The organism is Rufibacter aurantiacus, from assembly GCF_017916345.1.
Classification (GTDB): domain Bacteria; phylum Bacteroidota; class Bacteroidia; order Cytophagales; family Hymenobacteraceae; genus Nibribacter; species Nibribacter roseolus.
In genome coordinates this window covers 780259-803168 of the sequence record NZ_JAFMSV010000003.1, presented here as the reverse complement: position 1 = coordinate 803168, position 22910 = coordinate 780259, and the positions used below count along the sequence as shown (strand labels likewise).

Here is a 22910-nt window from a genome sequence, read left to right as displayed (position 1 = left end):
ACCATTGTAAACTGCAACCTCTGAAATGAAGGCACGGCCTTGCTGTTGTTTATAGGCTGTTTTCAGCAAAACAGGCCAAAAGCAAAAGAGGCCCCATTCTTCAGAATAGGGCCTCTGCTGTTTATGAATAAGAAGTAGGATTTAATGCATCCATCTGGGGCAGATTACTTTGCCTTTGTTGAAGAGCTTAAGTCCCAGGACTACTTCATGGGTGCCCGAGTTGGCGATGTTCAGCTCGGAGGTGTTGTAGTCATAGGAGTAGCTGAGGTCCATAATGGTACTGATGTTCACCCCGGTCATGATGGCGAAAGCATCCTGGTTCCGGAAAGAGACACCTGCCCACACCCGGTCGGCGTATAAGGCCCTCAGGTTAAAATCAAGGGTAGAAGGGCTGGGGCTGGTGAACTTCGCCAGAATGGAGGGTATCAGAACAACATCGCGGCCCACGTTGAATTTATAACCAGCGGTACCAATGAAATGCTTTTGCAGCACATTGTTAGACTGCTCGTCTTCCTGTTCTGGGTTCAGGTCGCGTTTGCTTTTCAGGAGCTGGGCCCCAGACAGTCCCACAAAGAACTGGTTCGAGTAAATCCAGGTACCTACACCCAGGTCAAAGTAGTTGCGGTTCACGTAATCACTGCCAATAGCGGGGTCGCTGGGGTTGGTGAATGTGGCTTTACTGGGATTAAAGCTGTTGCGTAGAATGCCCGCGCTGGCGCCCATTGACACCGTAATGGTTTTGGTAATAGGCAAGTGGTATGCGTAAGTGAGGTTGGCATTGGTGCGGCTCAACGGACCAGTTTCATCTCTGATGACCTGCACCCCCACACCGTGGTGCGGATACGCCCGCACAAACCGGTTCTGGTTTACGGTACGGGTGCTGGTGATTCCCTTGCCTACGTTCCGCACGCTGGAGACCTGCTTGTTCAGGGGGGTATGCGCGCTGATATGATAGGTTTTGGGTGCGCCTTCCAGGCCAACCCACTGCTGACGCGTCCCAATCTTTACCTCGGTGTAATCTTCTATGCCCGTAATGGCCGGGTTAAGTAAATAACTATTGATCATGTATTGGCTAAACTGCGGCCGCTGCTGGGCCCAGGCCGGGGCAGTCAGGAGCAGCAGAACCAAAAAAGCGCCTAATTTTCTCTTCATCTGATTTTATTTGATAATGGTAACGCTGCCCGTGAATGGCTTCTCATCTTTCTTCAACCGGATAATGTAGTAGTAAGTGGCCAGTGGCAACGGACTACCATTATGGGTTCCATCCCAAGGCTGGCTGTACCCGGTTGACTTGAATACCTGGGCGCCGTAGCGGTTGAAGATCTCCACGGTAGCATCCGGGAAGTTCTCAATGTTCTGGATCTCCCAGGTTTCATTGATGCCATCGCGGTTAGGGCTGAACGTGTTCACAATCACAATGCGCGGCAGAACGGTAATGGTAACATCATCTACCGCCTCGCAGCCGGCTCCACTGGAAACCGTCACCGTGTAAGTAGTGGTCACAGACGGGGAGGCCAGCGGATTGGCCACGTTAGGGTTATCCAGTCCGGTGGTAGGGGTCCATTTGTACGTGTTACCGCCGGTGGCATTCAACTGCACTATCTGGCCCTGAATGATGGTGGTGTCTCTGCCGGCATTGGCGGAGATTGGGGCAACAGTCACCCTTACGGCAGTACGGCGGGCGCTCACGCATTCATTGGCACTGATGGCTTCCACGTAGAAGGTAGCATTACCAGTTAATGGTGGCGTGGCGAAAGGTGAACCAGACCCGATAGGCGTGCCGCCAGTGGCCTCCGTGTACCAGGCGTAGGTGAAGTTACCGGTAGCGGGCAGCACTTCCAGCGTTGCAGAACTTCCCTGGCAGGTACTCACATCAGCTGACTTTACAATAGGCGCCTGGGGCAATTCCTCAATATCAATTTTGATGGCTTCCGCCGATGGTACAAACCCGCAGTTGGAGTTCTTGTATCTGGCCACTCTTCTGAACCATGTGGGCTGCGACACGAAGGCAGGGGTAAAGGATGCCCCATTTTTGTTATCTGAGCCAGAAGCGGCAGCGGCATCCACGAAGCCAGCAGTGGCGCTGGTGGTGCTGCTTTGCCAAACGTATTCAATATCGCCGGAGAGCAGGTTACCGCTGAAGGTGGGTGCGTCTCCTCTGCAAACCAAAGCTCTGTCAACCTCAATCGTGTTTTCACTTGGGTCAATCACCGGTAGAACCTCAATGGTGATCACATTGCTGAGGTTTGGTGTTTCGCAACCTTCAAAGGTTACGGTACGCCGGTAATCTGTGGTTTGCGACAATTCAGAAGGGGAGTAGCTCTGCTGGTCGTTGCGGCCTTCTGCAGGAGAGAACTCGGTCTCGCCTTCGGTACGGCTTTCCCAGAGGTAGATAGGGCGGTTGGTGCCTACCCGGGCATCGTTCCCGGTTAAAGCAGCTGGTTTGGTATCAGCGCAGATGGTCTGCGCCGTGCCAATGGTGTTCTGGATATCCTGCTGGATGATGTTGATGGTAAACTCAGCGCGTTCCAGGCTTTCACAGCCATTCTCCACGGCGGTGATGTAGAATACCATTCTGCTGGTTACCGGACCCGCAAAATAGGAGGGAACTGGTCCGCTGGTGTTTAGCGGAGTGGTGCTGGTAGCTGAAGAATAGAAATTGTAGAGTTTGGTAGGGTCATTAGGGCTTGGCGCAATCTCATAGGTACCGCCAGCGCAGGTTGAAGTCTGAGTTACCTGTAAGAATGGCTTGGCTGGCAGAGGGGTGAAGTCTATGTTGATGAGTGTTGGTCCCTGTAAAACATCAGAGAATTCGCACTCATTTGCATATACTAAGGACACTACATAAGAGCCCCTTTTGGGGAAAGTAAACCTTGGGTTTTCAGCGGTAGGGTCACTGATGGTAGCCCCTGTTCCAGAAACAATCGTCCATTGAATGGACCCAGGTCTAAGCGTGCCTAAGTTGTAATCCAGTTTTCCGTCCTGACTTCCTATTAACTGACTTCCATTGATGGTCAACGGTGGAGCATTGGGAGAAAGGTCCTCACATTCACTAATTGCCTGAGGGTTAGCCTGCGGATACACAATGACTACATTCTCTTCGTGTACATACCGGCCATCAGATTCCTGGTCTGGGTTATCCGGATCAACTGGATCTTCTGGACCATCTGGGTTGTTTGGATCAAAGCAAGCGCCTTTAATGCGGAGCCTGATGGTGTAACTACCTTTCAGGTTGAACTGGATGATGGGGTTTTCAGAGGTGGAATCGGTGCCTTCAATGAATTTAGCCACGGTGGTGGGAACCTGCTCGTCGCTGCTGTCGGTGATTTCCCAGGCGTAGGTTAAGCCGGTGGCTGGGGTTGACTCATTTTTCAACGTTACCTTTACCGGGATACCGCAGGTGTCGGCGCTCTGGGGCATCATGCGCTCGCGTTTCTCCACCGTGAACTTTGCTTCCTCTTTGTTCACCGTCATGGTCACGGCATCAGACGTATCTGCGGCGCAGGAAGGCCCTCTCACAATAACCGTATAGCGGCCCGACTCTTCCAAGGGAAAAGTGCTTTGGTTAGCGTTAGGAATATTGACCCCGTCTTTTTGCCATTGGTACAGAAAACCCTGTCCGGAAGGAGTGGCGGTCAGGGGAGTGCCAGAGCAGACTGTTGTTTGAGCCGGAGGGGTTATGGCAGCCCCACAAGGTGTTGGCGGGGTGGTTTGCCCTAAAAGGAAAGAGGAGCTATAGAGATATATAGCAAATATCAGCAGATAGCTTTTGAATGAATGCATTCGGTTTTCTGGAATAAGTAAACAACATCAAATACAGGTAAACATGTTGAAGAAGGAAATTCCACAGAACTATTCCGTCTGCCAATCCAGAAACAGAGTGCCTTTCTAAAGTTGATCCAGATGTAGGAGTGTGGTAATAGTTATATCAAATGTTCTTTCTTCTTAAGTGTATGAACCTCTTGTTATTAATCGTAAAAAAAGGGATTTTATTATACTCCGCCCTTAAATCATTTACCCAGATTAAAAGGAAGAAGCACCGGGTACCTGGCTTTGCTCTGCTAAAGGTTCTTGCGGACCAAGCCCCACCTAAAATACACAATAAAACCAAATACACAATCCTGTTGAGCGCTAATCCTGGTGGGCAATGGTCTGAGACTCCCTGAAGACTGTAAACTGGAAGGTTCCCGTGCCTAATCTCCATGAGTACTCCTTATCAGAGCAATAGTTTCCCTTATTGAAACTAAAACTATAATAAAAATTGGAAAATCCTGTACTCTGTTTTAAAGTGGTTGAATAAAACTCATTCTTTTGTTCAATCACCTTTGAAGAAGTGCTGCCCAAAAGAAAAATGGAAATCAATGAAGCAAGCACAAGAACCTCAAGGCGTTTTTTCAGGTGAACGCCAACTAGTTTTTCAAAGAAGCAAGAGAATTGTGGTGAATGGAATAAGCTTGGAGCTTTTGTGATTTTAGAGCAGTTCTGTTTTTAGGCTGTTTAGAGAAAAACATACCAAAAACAGAACTGCCATAACTTGTCGCTAGTTCCTACCACGAAAAGGACCAATTTAAATCTAGGAACCAGCTTTTGCGTTGGGTTAATCGACTTAGGCTTGGTGAACGGCCAGATCAGGGATTTGCCTTTGAACCAGTTCCTGGGTAATGGTGTCCAGCATCAGGAAGCCTTCCTCGGTTCCGTTGAGTTGACCCAGCAGTTCGCCTTGGTTATTCCAGATAGATGATTTACCGCCGCAGGTAAAATTATCGGAGAAGCCCACGCAATTGGCCAGACCTATGGTCATGCCATAACTCTTAGAAACATCGGTCATTCTCTGTATGGCTTTGTCCATGCCCTTCACTGATTTGGCCACGCTGGCTAGGTAGATTTCTGCTCCATTTCGGGAGGCATCTTGAGCGTGTTCTGGAACAAATACCTCATAGCAAATGGCCAGTGCCACCTTGGGGTTTTGACTAAGAAAGCTGATGTTGTTTTGGCCCCCTACAAAGAATGGCTCCTCATCTGCGTGCAGGTATTTCTTAGAATAGGTTTGCCTCGGCTGATGAGGCTGAAAGAACACCAGACTGATACAAATCCCCGCCTCTGTTTTGTTGGGGACTCCAATTCCAATGGTCACGTTCGCGGTGTCACTGGTATGCTGGAAGATGTCAAACCTGGGGTCTTCCGGCAAAGTAGCTAAATGCTGGGCCAGCCCTGGTTCGTATCCGGTAATGGAAAGTTCCGGGAAAATGATGATATCCGGTCTTGAGGGCAGTATCTGGGCTATCAACCGCAAGTGCTGGTCAATATTTCTTTGGATGTCTCCCTTAACTGGTTTGGTCTGAACTACACAGATTCTCATTTCCTGGTCTTTTTTACAAAACTGGCTCCAAAACGGGAGCTTTATACAAAGCGAATTTACTCTAACTTTAACGCATATCAACTTTAGAGAGGAGAAGTTTTTGGCTTCGGTTCCTGAAAGAGGTTCCAAGGCAAAAAGCCCTTCCTAACAAGAATAGGAGGGGCTTTCTGCTTACTGGAGTTTTATCCCAATTTTTCACAAACGCTAAAATTGAATTCGATTCCATATTCAGTTCTCTCACCGGTGAAGGTCAGGAGAGCCACTTGACAAGACGAAATCTAAAGAAGACCAGTCTCAAATTTAGTATTCAATCCAACCTTCAACGTTATAGCCCGCATCGTTGGGATTAGTGGGGTTGAAGAAAACCGTTAAGTCTAAATCACCGGTTGCATTGGCAAATTTACCTCTACCGCCCACCACAGTTAACTTGCCCGTTAAATTCAATCTGGTAGGTGAAACTGGTGTTATAACGGAAGGACTGGTGGGGGTAGTAAACAGGGCATCACCGCTGCTATTGAAAATCACAGAATTGATTACTCTACCGGAGCCATCTGAAGCCGGAATTTGAAGCATCGTGTTGGCGGAAGTCAGGGCATTGAAATCCCCGGCCTGAATCAAGGGAAGTGGCGCACCTAAAACAGGAAGGGTTGGAATTAAGGACACTGAGGCAGGGAGTGTACCTACGGGAACTGGCTGGGGGACGGTGGCATCAGAAGTGTAAGCCAATTGATTAAAGAAGGTGGTGATGTTACCCATGTTTGTAGCAGTTCCGGTGCCACCGCCAGGTAAGTAAGCAAAACTTGTATAGGTTGTACCGTTAACAACCGCCGGGGCAGGAGCAGTGGGTGAAAAGCGATACCAAGTGGTACTAGTCATTTCAAAGTATACCCTTTCTGATTCATCATCGCTATTCTCACAAGAAGTTAGAAGACCCAGGATGAATATTGGAAGGGAAAGTTTTATGTATAGGAATATCTTTTTCATAAAATACATAATAAGGCTTTACTCTTATACAGGATTTTTTTGCGCCATTCTTACAGTTTAATTAAGAGGGAATCATACACTTCTATAGTGCAGCTGGTTGGGTTTAAACCTTGGTAATTATCAAAAGCTGCAATTCTTTATATTGATTTAATTATTTGATTTATAAACATTTATAAAGTATTAAGGTGTAAAGATCATGCCTTGCGTTTTACTAGCACAAGACACCCTATCCAATGAAGTAAAAAACGGAGGTAGATTGGCTACTTTGATAAGAGGGTAGTTTTAGAATCCATTCTCGGAACTTAATTGTGAGCGTACGCTGCAGCAGAGCTTTGCTTTGGCTTGTTGCCTGCTGTAGCCTGGCTATTGGGTTGGTGTCGTCTTATGACACTGGCGTCATTCAATCCTTCTAAGGACTTCCACAATATGCATGCCCTTATGTCCACCCTCATAAGACAGCTTGTTCCCTTGGACTATGTAAGTGAACACTAAAGGCTCTCCTATCATGGATTTGTCTGATGACTGTTCAAAGCGCTCGGTGTACTGGTTGCCTTTGGTGCTTGCCTTTCCTTGGGCGGTGATCAGGAGACTGTCGGTTTTCCGGTCGTAGACCGTGAAAATAATTCTGTTTTGGGTAATGGTTTTGGTCAGGTTGTGGGTAGAACTATCCATTTTGAAATCATCACCATTGGGGTATTTAATGGTGGTAGTTGCCTTTGGTGCTTGCCTTTCCTTGGGCGGTGATCAGGAGACTGTCGGTTTTCCGGTCGTAGACCGTGAAAATAATTCTGTTTTGGGTAATGGTTTTGGTCAGGTTGTGGGTAGAACTATCCATTTTGAAATCATCACCATTGGGGTATTTAATGGTGGTAGTAACAACCCGCCAGGTGCCCTGGATATCTTTACTGGTTTGTGCTTCGTTTTTGGTGGAAAGCAAGGCAAAGAATAGAATTGGGAATAAAATGATTTTCAATTCCATATTTGATCATTTTAAGATGAGGTTTGGATATATGAGTTTCTTATAGATCATTTTCATTTGGCTAGTTTAACCTTGACGGCGATAGACATTACTTGCCCTGAAGCTGGGCCACCGGTTTGAAGTGGGGGAGAGATAGGCTCTAAGAAGGTCAAGGACATCGCCTTGTTATAGTTGATCTTTGAGCTGATCCTAAAGGGAATACTAATCACCATAAGCCCTAGGCCAAGATATCCCAACATATCTCCCCGGTCCATGATTTTGCCATTTCCGCCAGAACCGTTAGGTCCTGAATCCTTCCCGAACTGGGACATAACCATTATCAAACCTACGGAAGCAGTGGTTATTCCAGTTGCCGCGGTGATCGTAGCCAAAGTATGCTGGGTATCGGCGATTTTCAGGTAATACGCCTGTGAACCTTTCGGATAATGCTCTTTTTTCTGCCCCAAGGCCAGGTTAAAGCAGAGAAGTGTAATAAGTAGTAAAAGGTATTTCATTGGTTTAGGCCCAGTTAATAAAAACGAGCTTCAACTAACGACACTGCACCCAGGAACAAGTGCTATTGTGTGTAAGGCGGGAGGGTGTTTTTGGATAAACCCAAAACGAGGATCAGGGGGACCTGTTAAGATATGGTTAAGTTAATCAATTGCTTATATAATGCAAAGAAATTCAATGCTTTACTATATTACCCGCGAGGCTTTGGCCTTGTTTTGGGTAAAATAGTCTTAAAACAGAAGGGCCTTCCTGTAGGTTACAGGAAGGCCCTTCTGTTCTGAAAAGGATATATTATTTCAGGTTCAGATCGGTGATGATCCGCTGGATTTTCTCATTCAGTTTCTGACCTACTTGGTCGAATTCATCGGCGGAAGCCAGGGGCTCGCGTACGCTGAAGTAGAACTTGATCTTAGGCTCGGTACCCGATGGTCTGGCCGATACCTTGGTGCCGTCTTCGGTGAGGAACTGGAGTACGTTGGAGCTTTCCAGGCCGGTGGCGCTTTCCTCGCCGGTGCGTAGGTTTCTCCGGAAGCCGGTCTTGTAGTCAATCAGCTCCACCACTTCAGAACCCGCAATGGTCTTAGGCGGATTCTCACGCAGTTCCTGCATCATCTCCTGGATTTCCTGGGCGCCTCTATGGCCTTTTTTGGTCAAAGAGATCAAGTCCTCTTTGTAGTAGCCAAACTCCTGGTACATCTGGATCATGAGCTCATAAAGGCTCTTGCCCTGGTCTTTGGCCGCTGCTGCCATCTCCGCGATCATAGCGCAGGAAGAAACTGCGTCTTTGTCGCGCACGAAATCACCCACCAGGAAACCGTAGCTTTCCTCGCCGCCGCAGATGTACTGGGCTTCGCCTTCTTTCTCGCGCATAATGGTGGCGATGTACTTGAAGCCTGTAAGGGTCTCGTAGCAGTCCACCCCGAAGCCTTCGGCCACGCGGTTGATGAGATCGGTGGTCACGATGGTGTTCACCACATACTCTTTGCCGGTGAGTTTGCCCGCTTTTTTCCAGGCCTGCAGAATGTAGTAGGTGAGTAGGGCAGCGGTCTGGTTACCGTTGAGCAGCACAAACTGGCCGTTCAGGTCACGCACGGCAATACCCACGCGGTCAGCATCAGGGTCAGTGGCCAATACAAGCTCGGCGTTCAGTTCCTGGGCTTTCTGCATGGCCAGGTTCATGGCGTCTTTTTCCTCGGGGTTCGGGTATACCACCGTTGGGAAGTTTCCGTCTGGGGTAGCCTGCGCCTCCAGCACGTGCACGTTCGTGAACCCGAAACGCTCCAGCGCGCGGGGCACCAGCGTAATACCGGTACCGTGGATAGGGGTGTAGACGATGCTCAGGTCATGCTGGCGTTTGATCATCTCCGGATCCACGGATAGCGTCGCCACTTTGTCCAGATACGCCTGATCTACCTCGTCCAGGATAAATTCCACATTCGCCTCGTTGCGCTCAAACTTCACCTGATCCAGCGAGGTGATTTTGTTTACCTCAGCAATGATGTTCTTGTCGTGCGGAGCGGTTACCTGGCCACCATCGTTCCAGTAGGCTTTGTAGCCGTTGTATTCCTTTGGATTGTGTGAGGCCGTCAAGACTACGCCGCTCTGGCAACCCAGGTGACGGATAGCGAAGGACAACTCAGGCGTGGGGCGCAGTTCACTGAAGAAATACACCTTGATGCCGTTGGCGCTGAACACATCGGCCACTACGTTGGCAAAATAGGGGCTGTTGTTGCGGCTGTCGTGCGCAATGGCCACACTGATCTGCTGACCAGGGAATGACTTTAACAGGTAGTTGCTCAGGCCCTGGGTGGCCATGCCCACCGTGTAGCGGTTCATGCGGTTGCTGCCCACGCCCATGATGCCACGCAGACCGCCGGTTCCAAACTCCAGGTCTTTGTAGAAAGAATCCGTCAGGGCATCAGAGTCCTGGGAGTCAATGAGGCGTTGCAGTTCGGTTTTGGTGTCCTGGTCATAGGCACCCTCTAGCCAGGTGTTTACCTTGGTCAATACGGCTGGCTCCAGCGATAGATTGTTATCCATAGTTTTGTAGAAAAAGGCAAAAGCGTTTAGGGGCTGTTTTGGAGAAAACAGTCTCAGAACGGCTTTCTTAGGTTATAAGTTACCCCGCAGGGCTTGTTCACGTTCAATTGATTCAAACAGGGCTTTGAAATTCCCTTTCCCGAAGGATTTGGCTCCTTTCCGCTGAATGATCTCATAGAAGACGGTGGGCCGGTCTTCCACAGGTTTGGTGAAGATCTGCAGCAGGTAGCCCTCATTGTCGCGGTCTACCAGAATGTTGAGGTCCTTCAGCGGTTGCAGGTCCTCGTCAATGTGGCCCACGCGGTCCAGCAGATCAGCGTAGTAGGAGGCGGGCACGCTCAGGAACTCCACCCCGCGCCGGCGCAACTCACCCACGGTACTCACAATATCATCGGTGGCAATGGCGATGTGCTGCACACCCGGGCTGTGGTAATAGTCCAGGTACTCCTCAATCTGCGATTTCTTCTTTCCCTCGGCGGGCTCGTTGATGGGGAATTTGACGTAGCCGTTGCCGTTGCTCATCACCTTGCTCATAAGCGCCGAGTACTCCGTGGAGATATCCTCATCGTCAAAGGTAAGCAGCAACTGGAAGCCCATCACTTTTGCGTAGAAATCTACCCAGGTGTTCATCTCGCCCCAACCAACGTTGCCTACGCAGTGGTCAACGTGCTTCAGGCCCACGGGCGCCACCGGTGCAGTACTCTTGCGGGGCTTGTACCCCGGCATGAACGCGCCGGTGTAGTTCTTGCGCTCCACAAAAGTATGGATGGTCTCGCCGTAGGTGTAGATGGAGGAAATGCGTACCTCGCCAAATTCATCTGTCAAGGTCTGCGGCTCGCCCGCCGATCTGGCCCCGCGTTTGATGGTCTCCTCGTAAGATTTGTAGGCATCGTCCACCCACAGGGCCATCACCTTCACGCCATCGCCGTGCAGCCGCACGTGCTCTGAGATGGGTGAGTCGGGCAGGAGAGAGGTGGTGAGCACTAACCTAATCTTTCCCTGTTGCAGCACGTAAGAGGCACGGTCACGCACGCCGGTCTCAGGGCCAGCGTAAGCCACCAGCTCAAACCCGAAGGCACCTTGGTAGAAGTAGGCACTCTGTTTGGCGTTGCCCACATAGAATTCGATGTAATCTGTTCCGTTAAGGGGTAGAAAATCGGTGGGCTCAGCCATAAGAGGGGTTTTTTAGGGATAATGCTCTGTTTAGAATGACAATTGGTGTAAAAATAGAATAATTGCGCAGGAAAGAAAATAGGTTTTTCGCGTAGGGTATTTGGGCCGTCTACTTGGAAATAGTCTCAGATGTTATAAAATTTGTAAAAAATAAGAACCCATGAATATCCAGGAACTGAATACCGCGCTGGTCACTATAATCCAGAAAAAGCAGGAACTAAGCAAACTCTCTTACAACGACGACCGCTACGATGACGTGGAAGAGGAGCTGCATGATTTGGAGGATGAGTTCAACGACAACTTCGGCGAGTATCTGGAAGACGTTTTAGGCGATGTGCACATGAAAATCTGCCCAGACACTGATGTGTTGCTCCCTACCGCCTACCTGCCAGAAGGCCTGAACGCCGACGGACAAGTAGACCTGACCGGCAAACAAGGCGTTTGGGTGGAAGCCGACGCTTACCCCAACAAAGAAGCCCGTCTGGTGCTGGTACCTAACCCAACCCGTTTAATCCTGAGCGTAGGCAAAAACGTGCGCGAGGAGGTTTGGCAGGGATAATCCCCCAGATTCCAGAACATAGTACCCCCAGATTCTAAGGCTCCTGTGCAGGCACTCCCTGCACAGGAGCCTTTTCTGTTTCAAGCCCTCTTTCTGGAAAATGGGCCTGAAAAGAGGTATTGTAATTGAAGCGGAATGTGGCTAAAATGGAGGATGAAAAACTGGCTCTTTTTTACTCTTCTTTTCACTTTTTTCTTTTATGCCTGCAAAAAGAAAGCCCCAGTCAAAAAAGAAGAGGGAACAACTCAAAAACAACCAATAGTTAACCCTGAAACTGAAACAAAGCCTGATACTATCTATCAAACGGCTTATATAGACAAAGAACCCCGCTATGACACTGCAGAAGTGAAGCGAGGAGCAGACATCTTTGAAGCATTCACTGAGGCAGTAAGTTTAAATGATAGTTCCATTGTGGAGGTATATCATGCAGATGGTGAAAGCAAAGTCTACAAAGGCAAAAACCACAACAACCTTTATAAAATCAGGCTGTTCAAAAACGGGAAGCTGTTATTTGCCAAAGCTTTTACAAAACATGATTTCCTGAAGTTGGAACCGCATAACGGCTACCTTAAGGAAAGCGCCCCAAGTCCTGCTAACTTGAAAGGGGTTACTGCTGATGACCGGGTGCTCTTTGATATCACGTTTGGGTTGCCAGACAGTGATGTAGGTGGAATAGCCACTTTGGTGACAGATATAAAAGGTACTCCTCTGTTACTGCAAAACTACTCCCACACAGGCGGTAGCGGCTGTGATGGTATCCTTCAAGTAACCTCTGACGGAAAATATTTTCTGAACTGCGAAACATTATATGGTCCTAATGGCTACGCATTTAACTTTAGTAAGCCAAATGTGGTGCATGCTTCCTTACTTACAGATACCAGCTTTGTGGTAATCTATGATTACATCCTCTCGCAAGGCTATAGAACTGAGGAGGGAGTTAAGGTTTGGCATGTAGAACGGGATGAAAAAACACACAACGTAGTGGTCTACCATGTAAATGGAAACCGTTTGGCTTCTTTCCGCTACGATGGGTTCTTTGAAACATTAGGTTATTCTGCACCAGTAGGGTTGATTCAGGACAAGTTTCTGTTGTTAGACCCCCGTAAAAAGGAATTGCAGACTATAGAAATAGCTGCACCAGCTATCCGCCAAAAGATACCTTTAGACCAAGTAAAGAAGCTACCAAAACGCATCAAGAATCCGGCGGTAAAAGAGGTCTATATGTTTACTGATCAAGGATATTACTACTTTTATCCTTTCCCCGAAAGCCTTCAATACTATGTCACCCAGGAATATGAAAAGTAAAAACAAGAAAGCCGAAGCTGTTAAACTTCGGCTTTCTTGTTTATGGGTCGTGCTACCTGATACTTGCTAACAATTAAAAACCAAGTTTCTCGCGTACGCGCTGAAGAACAGGTCCGCCAATGGCGCGGGCTTTGGCAGCACCTTCGGCTAACTTGGCATCTATCTCAGCTAGGTTGTTCATGTAGTACTGGAAGCGTTCACGCGGCTCGGCGTATTTGGTGATGATGAGGTCATACAAAGCCTGTTTGGCGTGACCATAGCCGTAACCACCCGCCAGGTAATTCTGGCGCATGGTCTCAATCTGCTCTGGCGAGGCCAGCAGCGAATACAGCTTGAAAGTATTATCCGTAGCCGGGTCTTTGGGGTCTTCCAAGGCTTTGCTGTCTGAAACGATGCTCTTGATGCGCTTGAGGAGTTCTTTATCTGGCAGGAAGATGTCAATAGTATTGCCGTATGATTTGCTCATCTTCTCGCCGTCAATGCCGGGCACCGTCATCACGCTCTCGTCTACCTTCGCCTCTGGCAAAACAAAAGTCTCTCCGTAGATGTGATTGAAAGAACTGGCTACATCACGAGTGATTTCCAGGTGCTGTACCTGGTCTTTGCCCACGGGTACAAACTCCGCATCGTAGAGCAGGATATCGGCGGCCATGAGGATAGGGTAGGTGAACAACCCTGCGTTCACATCGGCGAGGCCGCGGCGGGCTGATTTGTCTTTGAAGGAGTGCGCGTTGGCCAGCATAGGATACGGCGCGAAACAGCTCAGATACCACGTCAACTCAGTCACCTCAGGCACGTCTGACTGGCGGTAGAAGATGTTCCGGTCGGTGTCAAACCCGAAGGCTAGCCAGGCAGCCGCTACGGCATAAGTGTTCATTCGGCGCTCCTGCGCATCCCTAATAGAGGTAAGCGAGTGCAGATCGGCGATGAAATAAAGCGAATCGTTTTCTGATTTTTTGGAAAGCTCTATTGCGGGAAGGATGGCGCCCAGCAGGTTGCCCAGGTGCGGACGGCCACTGCTTTGGATGCCGGTGAGAATTCGTGCCATGTTATTCTGATAATTTGTACAAAGAAAGCGATTGCCGGGCAAACGGGAAAGCCTTTCTGTTTTAGACCGGTTTTTGCAGAATCGCCCCGAAAAACCCTTTAGTACAGGTACTGGTTGATTAGAAGGCTCACTTCCTCGGCCTTGCTCATGACCATGAGATGCTGGCCATCTTTCACCAGATGCAGATGCGGGAACTGCGGGACAGGGAGAATCAGGTCTCTGTCGCCATGAATGGCTACTACATTCAGGGTAGAAGCCTGGTGCCGCCAATGCAGTATTTGGTGCAGAGACCAACGCAGAAAAGGAACATCGGTATCCCGGATGATGTCGCGCAGGATGCGTTTCTCATCACTGGTATGAGCCCCGAACAGCCAATTAGCAGGAAACGTCCAGCGTTTGAATTTGCCTAATGGCAGCCATTTGTGCATCTGCAAACTGCCCGCCAACCTGTAATGCAGGGGCAATTCTTGTGTATTGGCCAAGCTTGACAGCAAAATCAACCGCCTCACTGGAATCTGCTTCGCGATCTCCTGGATGACCATCCCGCCAAAGCTTAAGCCCAGCAAGATAGGAGGCTCCTGGCCAGGTTCAATCTGCCGGATCAGTTTGGTGGCGTAAGAAGACATGGTGTCATCTGGCTCCGGGGTAATCCATTGAATGACCCTGGGGTTTGGATGGCGCAATTGCAGGAACTGGAACAAGCGTTCATCGGCGCAGAGACCGCTCAGCAGGTACAAGGGAGGTTGGCTCATGGGCAACTGATACGGCGGTGACCTAGTCTTTGGCGATGAAGGTTTCCATGGGTACATGGTGCTCCTCGGCCAGGTACCGGTCAATGAAAGTATGGGCTACGTACAGCAAAGGGGTGAGCACCACTGCCACCGTGAATTTATAGAGGTAGTTGATGACCGACACCGAAAGTATTGTCTTCAGGTCCCAATCCCCGAACAGGTAAAAGGCGATAAACAGCACCACCACCGTGTCTACCAACTGCGAGACCAAGGTAGAGCCCGTAGCCCTGAGCCAGATCTTGCGACTGCCGGTTAAGTGCTTAAGCCAATGGAACACGTGTGCATCCAACAACTGCCCCAACAGGAAAGCCACTAGTGAGCCTACAATGATTCCTAATCCCTGCCGGAAAACCTTGCTGAAGGCGTAATCCATGTCAAAAGAAGTACCATTGGGACCCTGGCTGTTGATCTCTTGCCAGAACTGCGCCGGCGGTAGGGCTGTGGCAACCACAATCACCAGGAAAGCATATGCAATGAGTGCCGCAGTCAAAAAGCTGATGCGCCTTACCCCGTCTTTCCCGAAATATTCATTAATGATATCGGTGGTGATAAAGACCACGGGCCAGATGATGACCCCAGCCGTAAGGTTAAAGTCCAATTTCGTGCCCAAAACCGGGATCTGTGCCCCACCCAAACCAAACACGCCCTCGCCCGAGAAAATCTTCACCCCAATTAATTCCGCAAGCAACGCATTAGTAAGGAAAATGCCACAGAGAACCATAAAGAGCTGCCGTTTCTTGAAGCCCATTTTGCCGTTTGAAGAAGAAATTTGCTGCATTTCGAGCGAAGAGTAAATAAGAACCCAGATGATTATACCCGTAAAGATGGGGGAAAGGCACTAATAAGCAATAACCCACAGTACCGGAGCTTTCAGGCTGTTTTTTGAAAAATAAACCTTTAACGGGTTTTTAGAAGGTAATTGGGTATAAGCCTAGTTCTTCTTCTTAAGGGAAGATTGCAGAAGTGCAGATTTTGTGACCAGCAGATGTAACCAGTCCTCAGCGCTTCCCTCAAGTGAGATTTTGGGTTTGATGGAAGGCTGTGAGAAGAAACGAAAAGTTATAAGCTGATCCGGTTTGAGGCTAGCGCCTCATGGCAGTTGCAAACTGCCGGCCATTTTAGGTCCAAGTCACAGACTTGAACCATGTCATAAATAGAAGACCTCACAGGAAAGAAGACGCTGCGAGGTCTGGATCATTCCTTCCTGTGCATTGCCTTTTCCAGCCTTTCGGTGGAGCGCCTTGTCAGGTTCCGGTGCCGTAAGGCATTGCGACCGCAAGGGAGCAAAGGAAGCTGGCGCAGCGCGAGACCGGAAGGCGGGGCCTCGCGGCCGTGAGCGCACGGAGCTTAGCTATACAACAATACAGTTCATGAACCCACGCAAACAACAGCGCCACGCCAGCATAAACGTACTACTAATCCACAAATGAAATGGAATAAGTACAGCCGAAAGTGGTCCCTCACGGAGCAAAAAGTTATATACCCGGCTCCTTCATTTTAAGGCCAAACTCACCAAAACAGGGTAAAAAGAATAAGATAAAAGGGGCTCTATTCCAAAACACTAATCGTCTTCCCCTCAGTAGCCAAAGCTGTATTAGGAAAAATTGACTGTGCTTCCTCCAGCAAAGGCGTGAGGTCTTTGTAGCGGGCGGAAAAGTGCCCGATGAGCAGTCTTCTTACCTGGGCTTTCTCCGCGAGGGTAGCAGCCTGGGCAGCGGTGCTGTGGAAGGTGTGTGTGGCGCGGTGCTCCATGTCGCTCAGGAACGTGGATTCATGGTAGAGGAGGTCCACGCCTTTCACGTAAGGCAGAATGTCTTCTTTGTACTTGGTATCTGAGCAGTAAGCGTAACTGCGGCTACGTTTAGGATCGGTGGTGACGTCTTGGTTGCGGACCAGGATCTCGCCTTGCTCGTTGCGGATGTCCTCGCCCCACTTGAGTCTTACCAACTGCGGAGGCGTGAGGAACTCTGGGAGCTTGCCTTTGAGCAGGTGACGAGGCTTTGGCTTTTCCCTGAAGAGAAAACCACAGCAGGGTACCCGGTGCTGCATAGGCAGCGAGTGCACCGTCATGTATTTATCCTCAAAGATTTTTTTGCAGACGGTGGTGTCCACTTCCACAAAGTTGATGTGGTAGGGGAGTTGAGTACCGCCGTATTTGAATTGGAGGGTGATGATCTCGGCCAGGCCTTTGGGGCCGAAAAGATTAAGGTGGCCGGTCCGCTGCTGCAGGTGCATGGTAGAAAGCAATCCTGCCAGGCCAAAGTAATGGTCACCGTGGAGGTGACTTATAAAGATGTTACAAATGCGCTGATGCTTTACCTTGTATCGCATCAGCTGCATTTGTGTACCTTCGCCGCAATCAATCAGGTTTATCTGATTGCCAACCGTGAGTAGTTGGGCCGTATGATTTCTTTCAAAAGACGGGGTGGCAGAGGAGCTCCCAAGTATTTTCAGCTCAAAATCCAAACTGCAGTACCCGCTTAGAAACTATTCTTCTTTTTTTGTAAGATCGCTCTCAATCTCGTGCAGGAAAACGCGGTCAATGCCTTCTTCTACAGTAGGCAGAATGTTCAGAACAGACTCCAGCTTAGAGATGGTGATTAACTTGGTTACGTGCTCTTGCAAGCCGGTTAAGATAAGAACCCCTCCGGAAGAGTTGCAAAGACGGTTTGCAATCAGGATAGAAGACAATCCGGAAGAATCAGTATATTTTACGTTGGTAAGATCCAGGATCAGGTTGGTAATACCTTCTGCATTCAACTTCACAAACTCAGACTTCAAATCGGGCGCGATCGTGGTGTCTAGCTTTTTTTCATCTATGGTGATGATGGTGTAATTCTCTTTTTTATCAATTGTGTACTTCATAAGTAACAGCAAAAAGGTTTAGAGTGCGAATCTACCAATTTTTGGTGGAATATCTTTAACAATGTAATCTAAAAAATGTTGGCCGCAATACTTTCCTGTAGCGTATGTGGCTGACTGGCATAGTCCTGGGGAACAAACTTTTTGCCTAGTAACTGCTCGTACAATTCAATGTAACGCTGTGAAATCTCTGATATCTTGGCGTCGGTCATTTCAGGGACCTGCTGTCCCTCCTTGCCCTGGAAACCATTCTCAATGAGCCATTGACGTACAAATTCCTTTGAAAGTTGCCGCTGTGGTTCACCCTTGGACTGCCGCTCCTGATAACCCTCTGAGTAAAAGAATCTTGAGGAATCGGGCGTGTGTATTTCATCTATCACATAAATGATGCCATCTGCTTTCCCAAATTCATACTTGGTGTCCACCAGGATCAATCCGCGCTCTGCGGCCAGTTCTGAACCCCGTTTGAACAGCGCCCGGGTGTATGCCTCTAATTGTACATAATCTTGTTCGGCCACTATTCCCTGGCGCAGGATTTCTTCCCGGGAGATGTCTTCATCATGGCCTTCGGCGGCTTTGGTGGTAGGGGTAATGATAGGCTCAGGGAAAGGGTCATTCTCGCGCAGACCCTCGGGCAGGGTAACCCCGCAGAGGGTGCGTTTGCCGGCGCTGTACTCGCGCCAGGCGTGGCCGGCCAGGTAACCCCTGATCACCATCTCCACTTTAAACGTTTCGCACTGACGGCCAATAGTCACATTGGGCGCCGGGTGGCTCAAAACCCAGTTGGGTACCACATTGGCGGTAGCCTCCAGAAAAGAGGCGGCAATCTGGTTCAGCACCTGGCCCTTATAAGGAATAGCGCGGGGTAGCACCACGTCAAAGGCCGAAATGCGGTCTGTGGCCACCAGAGCTAATTTGTCTTTGAAATAATACACGTCGCGCACCTTGCCTCGGTAAAAGCCGGTCTGTTGCGGAAAATGGAAATTGGTTTCTTTTAACGCTTGCATAGCAGATAACTAAGGGAGGCAAAGTTAGGAAAGGATACAGACGGGGCAAGAATATTTCTATTTTCCGGTCTGGTTTTATCTGCCTCCTCATTTACTAACATTTGTTGGTTTTTTAAAATAATTCGCAAAAATTTTTAAAAATTATTTGGGGTTTAGTTTTTCGTTGATAGATTTGCAGCATCAAGTCAATTATTCCGGTAGTTGATTTATAAAGAAGAGCGGAGAGACAGGCTCAATGAAGCTCTAGCAACCTACCAGCCGTGTAAGGTGCTAAGTCCTGATCCTAGGGGACATATTGCCACCTGGGGAATATAAATTGATACGAAGATGGAAAATCAATTCAACGCCACTTCTGACAATGCAGCGCCGCGCCTGACCATGGCGGCAACAGGTATTACCCATTCTATTATCCCTTCCATTACGCGAATGTGCACTATGTCCATTATGGATATTTGTTGCTGTTGTCGTTAATCCCTCCAGTTAATTAATTTTTTCTCAGGGGCCTGATGCACAGCAGCTTCAGGAGGAAACCTGTAACCTGTTTGTATTTCTGGCTCTTGAATTTGTTCAATTCTTCAATTGTAACCGGCTAATATCATGTCTACTTCATATCGTTTTGAAACCCTTCAGCTGCACGCTGGCCAGGAAATAGATGCCACCACCCGCTCACGCGCAGTACCCATTTACCAAACCACTTCCTACGTGTTTGAGAATGCCGAGCACGGCGCCAACCTGTTTGCCCTGAAGCAGTTCGGGAATATTTATACCCGTATCATGAACCCCACCACCGATGTGTTTGAGAAACGCATCGCGGCTTTGGAGGGGGGCGTGGCAGCGGTGGCCGTAGGCTCAGGCCAGGCGGCCCAGTTCATTGCCTTGAACAACATCCTGCAGGCAGGAGACAATTTTGTTGCTTCCAGCAACCTGTATGGCGGTTCTTACAACCAGTTTAAAGTCGCTTTCAAGCGCCTGGGCATTGAGGTGCGTTTTGCCAAGAACGATGAGCCTGCCACTTACGCCTCGTTGATTGATGAAAACACCAAAGCTCTTTACCTGGAGACCATCGGGAACCCCCGGTTCAACATTCCGGATTTTGAGTCTATCGCGGCCGTGGCTTCCGGGCACCAGATTCCGCTGGTGGTAGACAATACCTTTGGCGCAGGTGGTTACCTGTTCCGTCCGCTGGAGCATGGGGCTAATGTGGTGGTGGCCTCCGCCACCAAGTGGATTGGCGGCCACGGTACCAGTGTGGGTGGCGTGATTGTAGACGGCGGCAACTTCAACTGGGGCAACGGCAAGTTTCCGCAGTTCAGCGAGCCGTCTGAAGGCTACCATGGCCTCAACTTCTGGGAAGTATTTGGCGCCAACGGGCCGTTCGGGAACATCGCCTTCGCCATCCGGGCCAGGGTAGAAGGCCTACGTGATTTCGGTCCGGCCTTGAGCCCCTTCAACTCCTTTCAGTTGATTCAAGGGTTGGAGACGCTTTCCCTGCGGGTAGACCGCACGGTGCAGAATGCCCAGGCTTTGGCTGAGTGGCTGGAGAAGCATCCTTTGGTGGAAAGCGTGAATTATCCAGGCCTGCCTTCCAGCCCCTACCATGAACTCGCCAAAAAGTACCTGAAACGCGGTTTTGGGGGCGTGCTAAGCTTTAACCTGAAGGGCGGAAAAGAAGAAGCCGAGGTGTTTGTGAACAGCCTGGAGCTGGTAAGCCACCTGGCAAACGTGGGCGATGCCAAAACCCTCATCATCCATCCGGCCTCTACTACCCACCAGCAGCTGAACGAAGAAGAGCAGCTATCAGCCGGGGTAACTCCCACGCTGCTGCGAGTGTCAGTAGGTATTGAGCATTTAGATGATATCAAAGCAGATTTTGAACAGGCGTTTGCCAAAGTGAAAGTAAGAGAACCTAAGTTGGAGAACGCAACTACTGCGTAAAGGCCATGTTAAAAGGACGCGTTTTTAATTACACCGAAGAATTCACGTTGGAGTCCGGGCGATCTTTGCCCGGTTTCCAGCTCTTTTATACCACCTGGGGCACCCTCAACGAGGACCGCAGCAATGTGGTGTGGGTTTGCCACGCTTTCACTGGCAACGCTTTTGTGAAAGACTGGTGGGGAGATTTGTTCGGCGAAGGAAAGACCTTTGATCCTGCCAAGCATTTTATAGTCTGCGCCAACTCCCTGGGTAGCTGCTACGGTTCTACCGGACCTTTAAGCCTGAACCCAGATACCGGCAAGCCATACTATCACACTTTCCCGGTTTTAACCATCCGTGATGTGGTGCGGGCCTTTGATGCTTTACGCGAACATTTAGAAATAGAGCAGATAAACGTACTCATTGGCGGCTCCATAGGCGGCCAGCAGGCCCTGGAGTGGGCTATTGAACATCCGGAAAAAGTCAAGCGCCTGGTACAGGTGGCAGGCAACGCCCGGCAATCGCCTTGGGCCATCGCCCTGAATGAGAGCCAGCGCATGGCCATTGAGCAGGATATTACCTGGCAGTTGGCCACCGATGACGCCGGACTGGAGGGAATGAAAACAGCCCGTTCCGTTGCCTTACTATCTTACCGCACCTATAACTCCTATAACCAGGCGCAGCGCGAGGGTTCTTCAGATTTGAAAAGAATTTACCGGGCGGCCAGTTACCAGCGGTACCAGGGCGAGAAGCTGGCCAAGCGCTTCAATGCTTATTCTTACTGGCAGCTCTCCAAAATCATGGACAGCCACAACGTGGGACGCAACCGAGGCAACACAGAAGCAGCATTGCGCCAGGTAAAAGCAGAGACCCTGGTTATTGGCGTGGATACTGATCAGTTGTTCCCATTGGTGGAGCAGAAATACGTGACCCGGTATATTCCCAATGCCACTTTCCAGGTCATTCACTCAGAAGCCGGGCATGACGGGTTCCTGTTGGAGACAGACCAGCTAAGCCGTCACTTAGATACTTTTTTACAGAAAAAACAACAGAGAAAAACATGGATTCCCACCGTCTTCTAAAAATCGGCTTGTTTGGGTTTGGCTGCGTAGGCCAGGGCCTGTACGACATACTTTCCCGCGAAGAGGCGCTTCCGTTCAAAGTAGAACGCATCTGCGTGAAAGACCCCAAAAAACTGCGACCTTTGCCCTCAGAGAGTTTCACCTATGACTGGCACCAGGTGCTGCAGGATGACTCTCTGGACATTCTGGTGGAAGCCATCAGTGATGCCAATGAGGCCTACACCATTGTGGCCGAAGCTCTGCGTCGCGGTAAAAGGGTGGTGACTGCCAACAAAAAACTGGTGGCCTACCACCTGCCCGAGTTGCTGGCTTTGCAGCAGGAGTTCGGAGGCGTGCTGTTATATGAGGCTGCGGTGGCAGGGGGGATACCTATTATCAGAACGGTAGAGGAATATTTTTCCAACGAGCCGCTGGAGCGGGTGCATGGTATCCTGAACGGTTCGTCTAACTACATCCTCAGCCAGATCTTCAAACTGCAGAAAGGCTATGCCGAGGCCCTGAAAGAAGCCCAGGACAAAGGCTTTGCTGAACTGGACCCCTGGTTGGACGTGGCCGGAGCCGATGCCCGCCACAAGCTTTGCATCTTAACGGCGCACGCATTTGGCAGAACCATTGCCCCAGAAGAGTTGGCCTTCTTCGGGATAGATCACCTGGGTGGCGCAGACGTGGAATATGCCAAGCAAAGCGATTCCGTCATCAAAATGGTGGCCTCGGTGCACTTAACCTCAGACGGGGAGTTGGTACCAGTGGTGCTGCCTAGCCTGGTAGACGCCTCAGACGATCTGTTTGTGGTGGAGCAGGAATTCAACGGGGTGGTGGTGCAGGGCACCTACTCTGGTCCGCAGTTGTTCAAAGGCCGTGGTGCCGGCGGGCACCCCACCGGAGCCGCGGTGCTGTCAGACATTGTTTCCATCAGCAACGGTTATTCTTACGGTTATAAGAAGCTGGGCAAAACCACCAATGCTCCGGCCTTGGCGCTGGATTTTGAACTGGAGGTATACCTGCGCAGCAGTGAGCCAGAACTGGTAGCCGCATTGGGCTTAACCAATCTGCAGAACGTGCAGCGGGATAATGATACCTTCAGTGTGCTGGGTACAGTTTCCTTGGGCAACCTGATCAAAAACCAGGACCACATCAGAAAAGCCGGCGCCTACATTATGGCCCTGTCTTCTGACTTTGTGGGCGCACCCAGAAAAAAAGTGAAAGTACAGCAGGAGGTTTCCTGATACTTCAGATCCAATTTGAAAAACATTTCAGCATCAAAAGCGGATTATCCGCTTTCAAAGAATAGCTAGTTTATTTAGTTCGTTCAATT

20 protein-coding genes and 1 riboswitch are annotated in these 22910 nt (G+C 49.6%); of the genes, 5 read left to right on the top strand and 15 right to left on the bottom strand.

Annotated features, from left to right (window positions below; genetic code table 11):
* Nucleotides 1–141: 141 nt before the first annotated feature.
* The 9 genes from J3P34_RS13860 to hppD all read right to left on the bottom strand — a co-directional run bounded on the left by J3P34_RS13860 (nt 142) and on the right by hppD (nt 11027).
* Nucleotides 142–1152, bottom strand: coding sequence for a PorP/SprF family type IX secretion system membrane protein (locus J3P34_RS13860; RefSeq protein ID WP_210489248.1), 1011 nt, complete (start codon nt 1150–1152; stop codon nt 142–144).
* 6 nt (nt 1153–1158) lie between these two features.
* A complete protein-coding gene (locus J3P34_RS13855; protein WP_210489247.1) occupies nt 1159–3549 on the bottom strand; it encodes a T9SS type B sorting domain-containing protein in 2391 nt (796 codons plus the stop codon).
* Between the two features lie 1057 nt (nt 3550–4606).
* Entirely contained in the window at nt 4607–5359 is a 753-nt protein-coding gene (locus J3P34_RS13850; RefSeq protein ID WP_210489245.1) for a carbon-nitrogen hydrolase family protein, read from the bottom strand.
* Between the two features lie 300 nt (nt 5360–5659).
* A complete protein-coding gene (locus tag J3P34_RS13845; RefSeq protein ID WP_210489244.1) occupies nt 5660–6343 on the bottom strand; it encodes a hypothetical protein in 684 nt (227 codons plus the stop codon).
* Nucleotides 6344–6739: 396 nt separating this feature from the next.
* Nucleotides 6740–7015 carry a hypothetical protein gene (locus tag J3P34_RS13840; protein ID WP_210489243.1) on the bottom strand — a complete coding sequence of 92 codons (276 nt, stop codon included), beginning with the start codon at nt 7013–7015 and terminating at the stop codon, nt 6740–6742.
* A 25-nt stretch (nt 7016–7040) separates the two neighbouring features.
* Nucleotides 7041–7322, bottom strand: coding sequence for a hypothetical protein (locus J3P34_RS13835; RefSeq protein ID WP_210489242.1), 282 nt, complete (start codon nt 7320–7322; stop codon nt 7041–7043).
* Nucleotides 7323–7375: 53 nt separating this feature from the next.
* Entirely contained in the window at nt 7376–7816 is a 441-nt protein-coding gene (locus J3P34_RS13830; protein WP_210489241.1) for a hypothetical protein, read from the bottom strand.
* Nucleotides 7817–8105: 289 nt separating this feature from the next.
* A complete protein-coding gene (locus tag J3P34_RS13825; protein ID WP_210489240.1) occupies nt 8106–9854 on the bottom strand; it encodes a phospho-sugar mutase in 1749 nt (582 codons plus the stop codon).
* 72 nt (nt 9855–9926) lie between these two features.
* On the bottom strand, nt 9927–11027 hold the full coding sequence (hppD, locus tag J3P34_RS13820) for a 4-hydroxyphenylpyruvate dioxygenase (protein ID WP_210489239.1): 1101 nt from the start codon (nt 11025–11027) through the stop codon (nt 9927–9929).
* 160 nt (nt 11028–11187) lie between these two features.
* On the opposite strand from hppD, the gene J3P34_RS13815 reads away from it, so the two are divergent.
* Complete coding sequence (locus tag J3P34_RS13815) at nt 11188–11586, top strand: hypothetical protein (protein WP_210465232.1); 399 nt, start codon at nt 11188–11190, stop codon at nt 11584–11586.
* 153 nt (nt 11587–11739) lie between these two features.
* Entirely contained in the window at nt 11740–12891 is a 1152-nt protein-coding gene (locus J3P34_RS13810) for a DUF4738 domain-containing protein (protein WP_210489238.1), read from the top strand.
* A 73-nt stretch (nt 12892–12964) separates the two neighbouring features.
* On the opposite strand, the gene trpS is transcribed toward J3P34_RS13810, so the two are convergent.
* The 6 genes from trpS to J3P34_RS13780 all read right to left on the bottom strand — a co-directional run bounded on the left by trpS (nt 12965) and on the right by J3P34_RS13780 (nt 18599).
* Complete coding sequence (gene trpS, locus J3P34_RS13805) at nt 12965–13939, bottom strand: tryptophan--tRNA ligase (protein ID WP_210489237.1); 975 nt, start codon at nt 13937–13939, stop codon at nt 12965–12967.
* A gap of 98 nt (nt 13940–14037) precedes the next feature.
* Nucleotides 14038–14691, bottom strand: a complete 654-nt coding sequence (locus J3P34_RS13800) for an alpha/beta fold hydrolase (RefSeq protein WP_210465229.1) — start codon at nt 14689–14691, stop codon at nt 14038–14040.
* 22 nt (nt 14692–14713) lie between these two features.
* Entirely contained in the window at nt 14714–15508 is a 795-nt protein-coding gene (locus tag J3P34_RS13795; RefSeq protein ID WP_246853704.1) for a queuosine precursor transporter, read from the bottom strand.
* 770 nt (nt 15509–16278) lie between these two features.
* The gene (locus J3P34_RS13790; RefSeq protein ID WP_210489236.1) at nt 16279–17196 is read right to left on the bottom strand and encodes a ribonuclease Z; all 918 of its coding nucleotides are present in this window, start codon (nt 17194–17196) and stop codon (nt 16279–16281) included.
* Nucleotides 17197–17217: 21 nt separating this feature from the next.
* Nucleotides 17218–17595 (bottom strand): STAS domain-containing protein, encoded by a 378-nt coding sequence (locus J3P34_RS13785; RefSeq protein WP_062545662.1) that lies wholly within the window; start codon nt 17593–17595, stop codon nt 17218–17220.
* A 68-nt stretch (nt 17596–17663) separates the two neighbouring features.
* A complete protein-coding gene (locus tag J3P34_RS13780; RefSeq protein ID WP_210489235.1) occupies nt 17664–18599 on the bottom strand; it encodes a phosphoribosylaminoimidazolesuccinocarboxamide synthase in 936 nt (311 codons plus the stop codon).
* A 203-nt stretch (nt 18600–18802) separates the two neighbouring features.
* Nucleotides 18803–18917: riboswitch (SAM riboswitch) on the top strand.
* Between the two features lie 279 nt (nt 18918–19196).
* Between J3P34_RS13780 and J3P34_RS13775 the strand changes: the two genes are divergently transcribed.
* Genes J3P34_RS13775 through J3P34_RS13765 form a run of 3 tightly spaced genes read left to right on the top strand, consistent with a single transcriptional unit; the run spans nt 19197 to nt 22821 of the window.
* A complete protein-coding gene (locus tag J3P34_RS13775; protein ID WP_210489234.1) occupies nt 19197–20534 on the top strand; it encodes an O-acetylhomoserine aminocarboxypropyltransferase/cysteine synthase family protein in 1338 nt (445 codons plus the stop codon).
* A 5-nt stretch (nt 20535–20539) separates the two neighbouring features.
* Nucleotides 20540–21595: a homoserine O-acetyltransferase MetX gene (gene metX, locus J3P34_RS13770; protein ID WP_210489233.1), complete on the top strand. Its 1056-nt coding sequence runs from the start codon at nt 20540–20542 to the stop codon at nt 21593–21595.
* Nucleotides 21574–22821 carry a homoserine dehydrogenase gene (locus J3P34_RS13765; RefSeq protein WP_210489232.1) on the top strand — a complete coding sequence of 416 codons (1248 nt, stop codon included), beginning with the start codon at nt 21574–21576 and terminating at the stop codon, nt 22819–22821. The genes metX and J3P34_RS13765 overlap by 22 nt, the downstream gene beginning before the upstream one ends.
* Nucleotides 22822–22910 lie beyond the last annotated feature (89 nt).

Bases quoted from the DNA above. Each gene is read 5' to 3' on its own strand.
- J3P34_RS13860 (WP_210489248.1), bottom strand. From the start codon at position 1,152: ATGAAGAGAAAATTAGGCGCTTTTTTGGTTCTGCTGCTCCTGACTGCC.
- J3P34_RS13850 (WP_210489245.1), bottom strand. From the start codon at position 5,359: ATGAGAATCTGTGTAGTTCAGACCAAACCAGTTAAGGGAGACATCCAA.
- J3P34_RS13845 (WP_210489244.1), bottom strand. From the start codon at position 6,343: ATGAAAAAGATATTCCTATACATAAAACTTTCCCTTCCAATATTCATC.
- J3P34_RS13840 (WP_210489243.1), bottom strand. From the start codon at position 7,015: ATGGATAGTTCTACCCACAACCTGACCAAAACCATTACCCAAAACAGA.
- J3P34_RS13835 (WP_210489242.1), bottom strand. From the start codon at position 7,322: ATGGAATTGAAAATCATTTTATTCCCAATTCTATTCTTTGCCTTGCTT.
- J3P34_RS13830 (WP_210489241.1), bottom strand. From the start codon at position 7,816: ATGAAATACCTTTTACTACTTATTACACTTCTCTGCTTTAACCTGGCC.
- J3P34_RS13825 (WP_210489240.1), bottom strand. From the start codon at position 9,854: ATGGATAACAATCTATCGCTGGAGCCAGCCGTATTGACCAAGGTAAAC.
- hppD (WP_210489239.1), bottom strand. From the start codon at position 11,027: ATGGCTGAGCCCACCGATTTTCTACCCCTTAACGGAACAGATTACATC.
- J3P34_RS13815 (WP_210465232.1), top strand. From the start codon at position 11,188: ATGAATATCCAGGAACTGAATACCGCGCTGGTCACTATAATCCAGAAA.
- J3P34_RS13810 (WP_210489238.1), top strand. From the start codon at position 11,740: ATGAAAAACTGGCTCTTTTTTACTCTTCTTTTCACTTTTTTCTTTTAT.
- trpS (WP_210489237.1), bottom strand. From the start codon at position 13,939: ATGGCACGAATTCTCACCGGCATCCAAAGCAGTGGCCGTCCGCACCTG.
- J3P34_RS13800 (WP_210465229.1), bottom strand. From the start codon at position 14,691: ATGAGCCAACCTCCCTTGTACCTGCTGAGCGGTCTCTGCGCCGATGAA.
- J3P34_RS13795 (WP_246853704.1), bottom strand. From the start codon at position 15,508: ATGCAGCAAATTTCTTCTTCAAACGGCAAAATGGGCTTCAAGAAACGG.
- J3P34_RS13785 (WP_062545662.1), bottom strand. From the start codon at position 17,595: ATGAAGTACACAATTGATAAAAAAGAGAATTACACCATCATCACCATA.
- J3P34_RS13780 (WP_210489235.1), bottom strand. From the start codon at position 18,599: ATGCAAGCGTTAAAAGAAACCAATTTCCATTTTCCGCAACAGACCGGC.
- J3P34_RS13775 (WP_210489234.1), top strand. From the start codon at position 19,197: ATGTCTACTTCATATCGTTTTGAAACCCTTCAGCTGCACGCTGGCCAG.
- metX (WP_210489233.1), top strand. From the start codon at position 20,540: ATGTTAAAAGGACGCGTTTTTAATTACACCGAAGAATTCACGTTGGAG.
- J3P34_RS13765 (WP_210489232.1), top strand. From the start codon at position 21,574: ATGGATTCCCACCGTCTTCTAAAAATCGGCTTGTTTGGGTTTGGCTGC.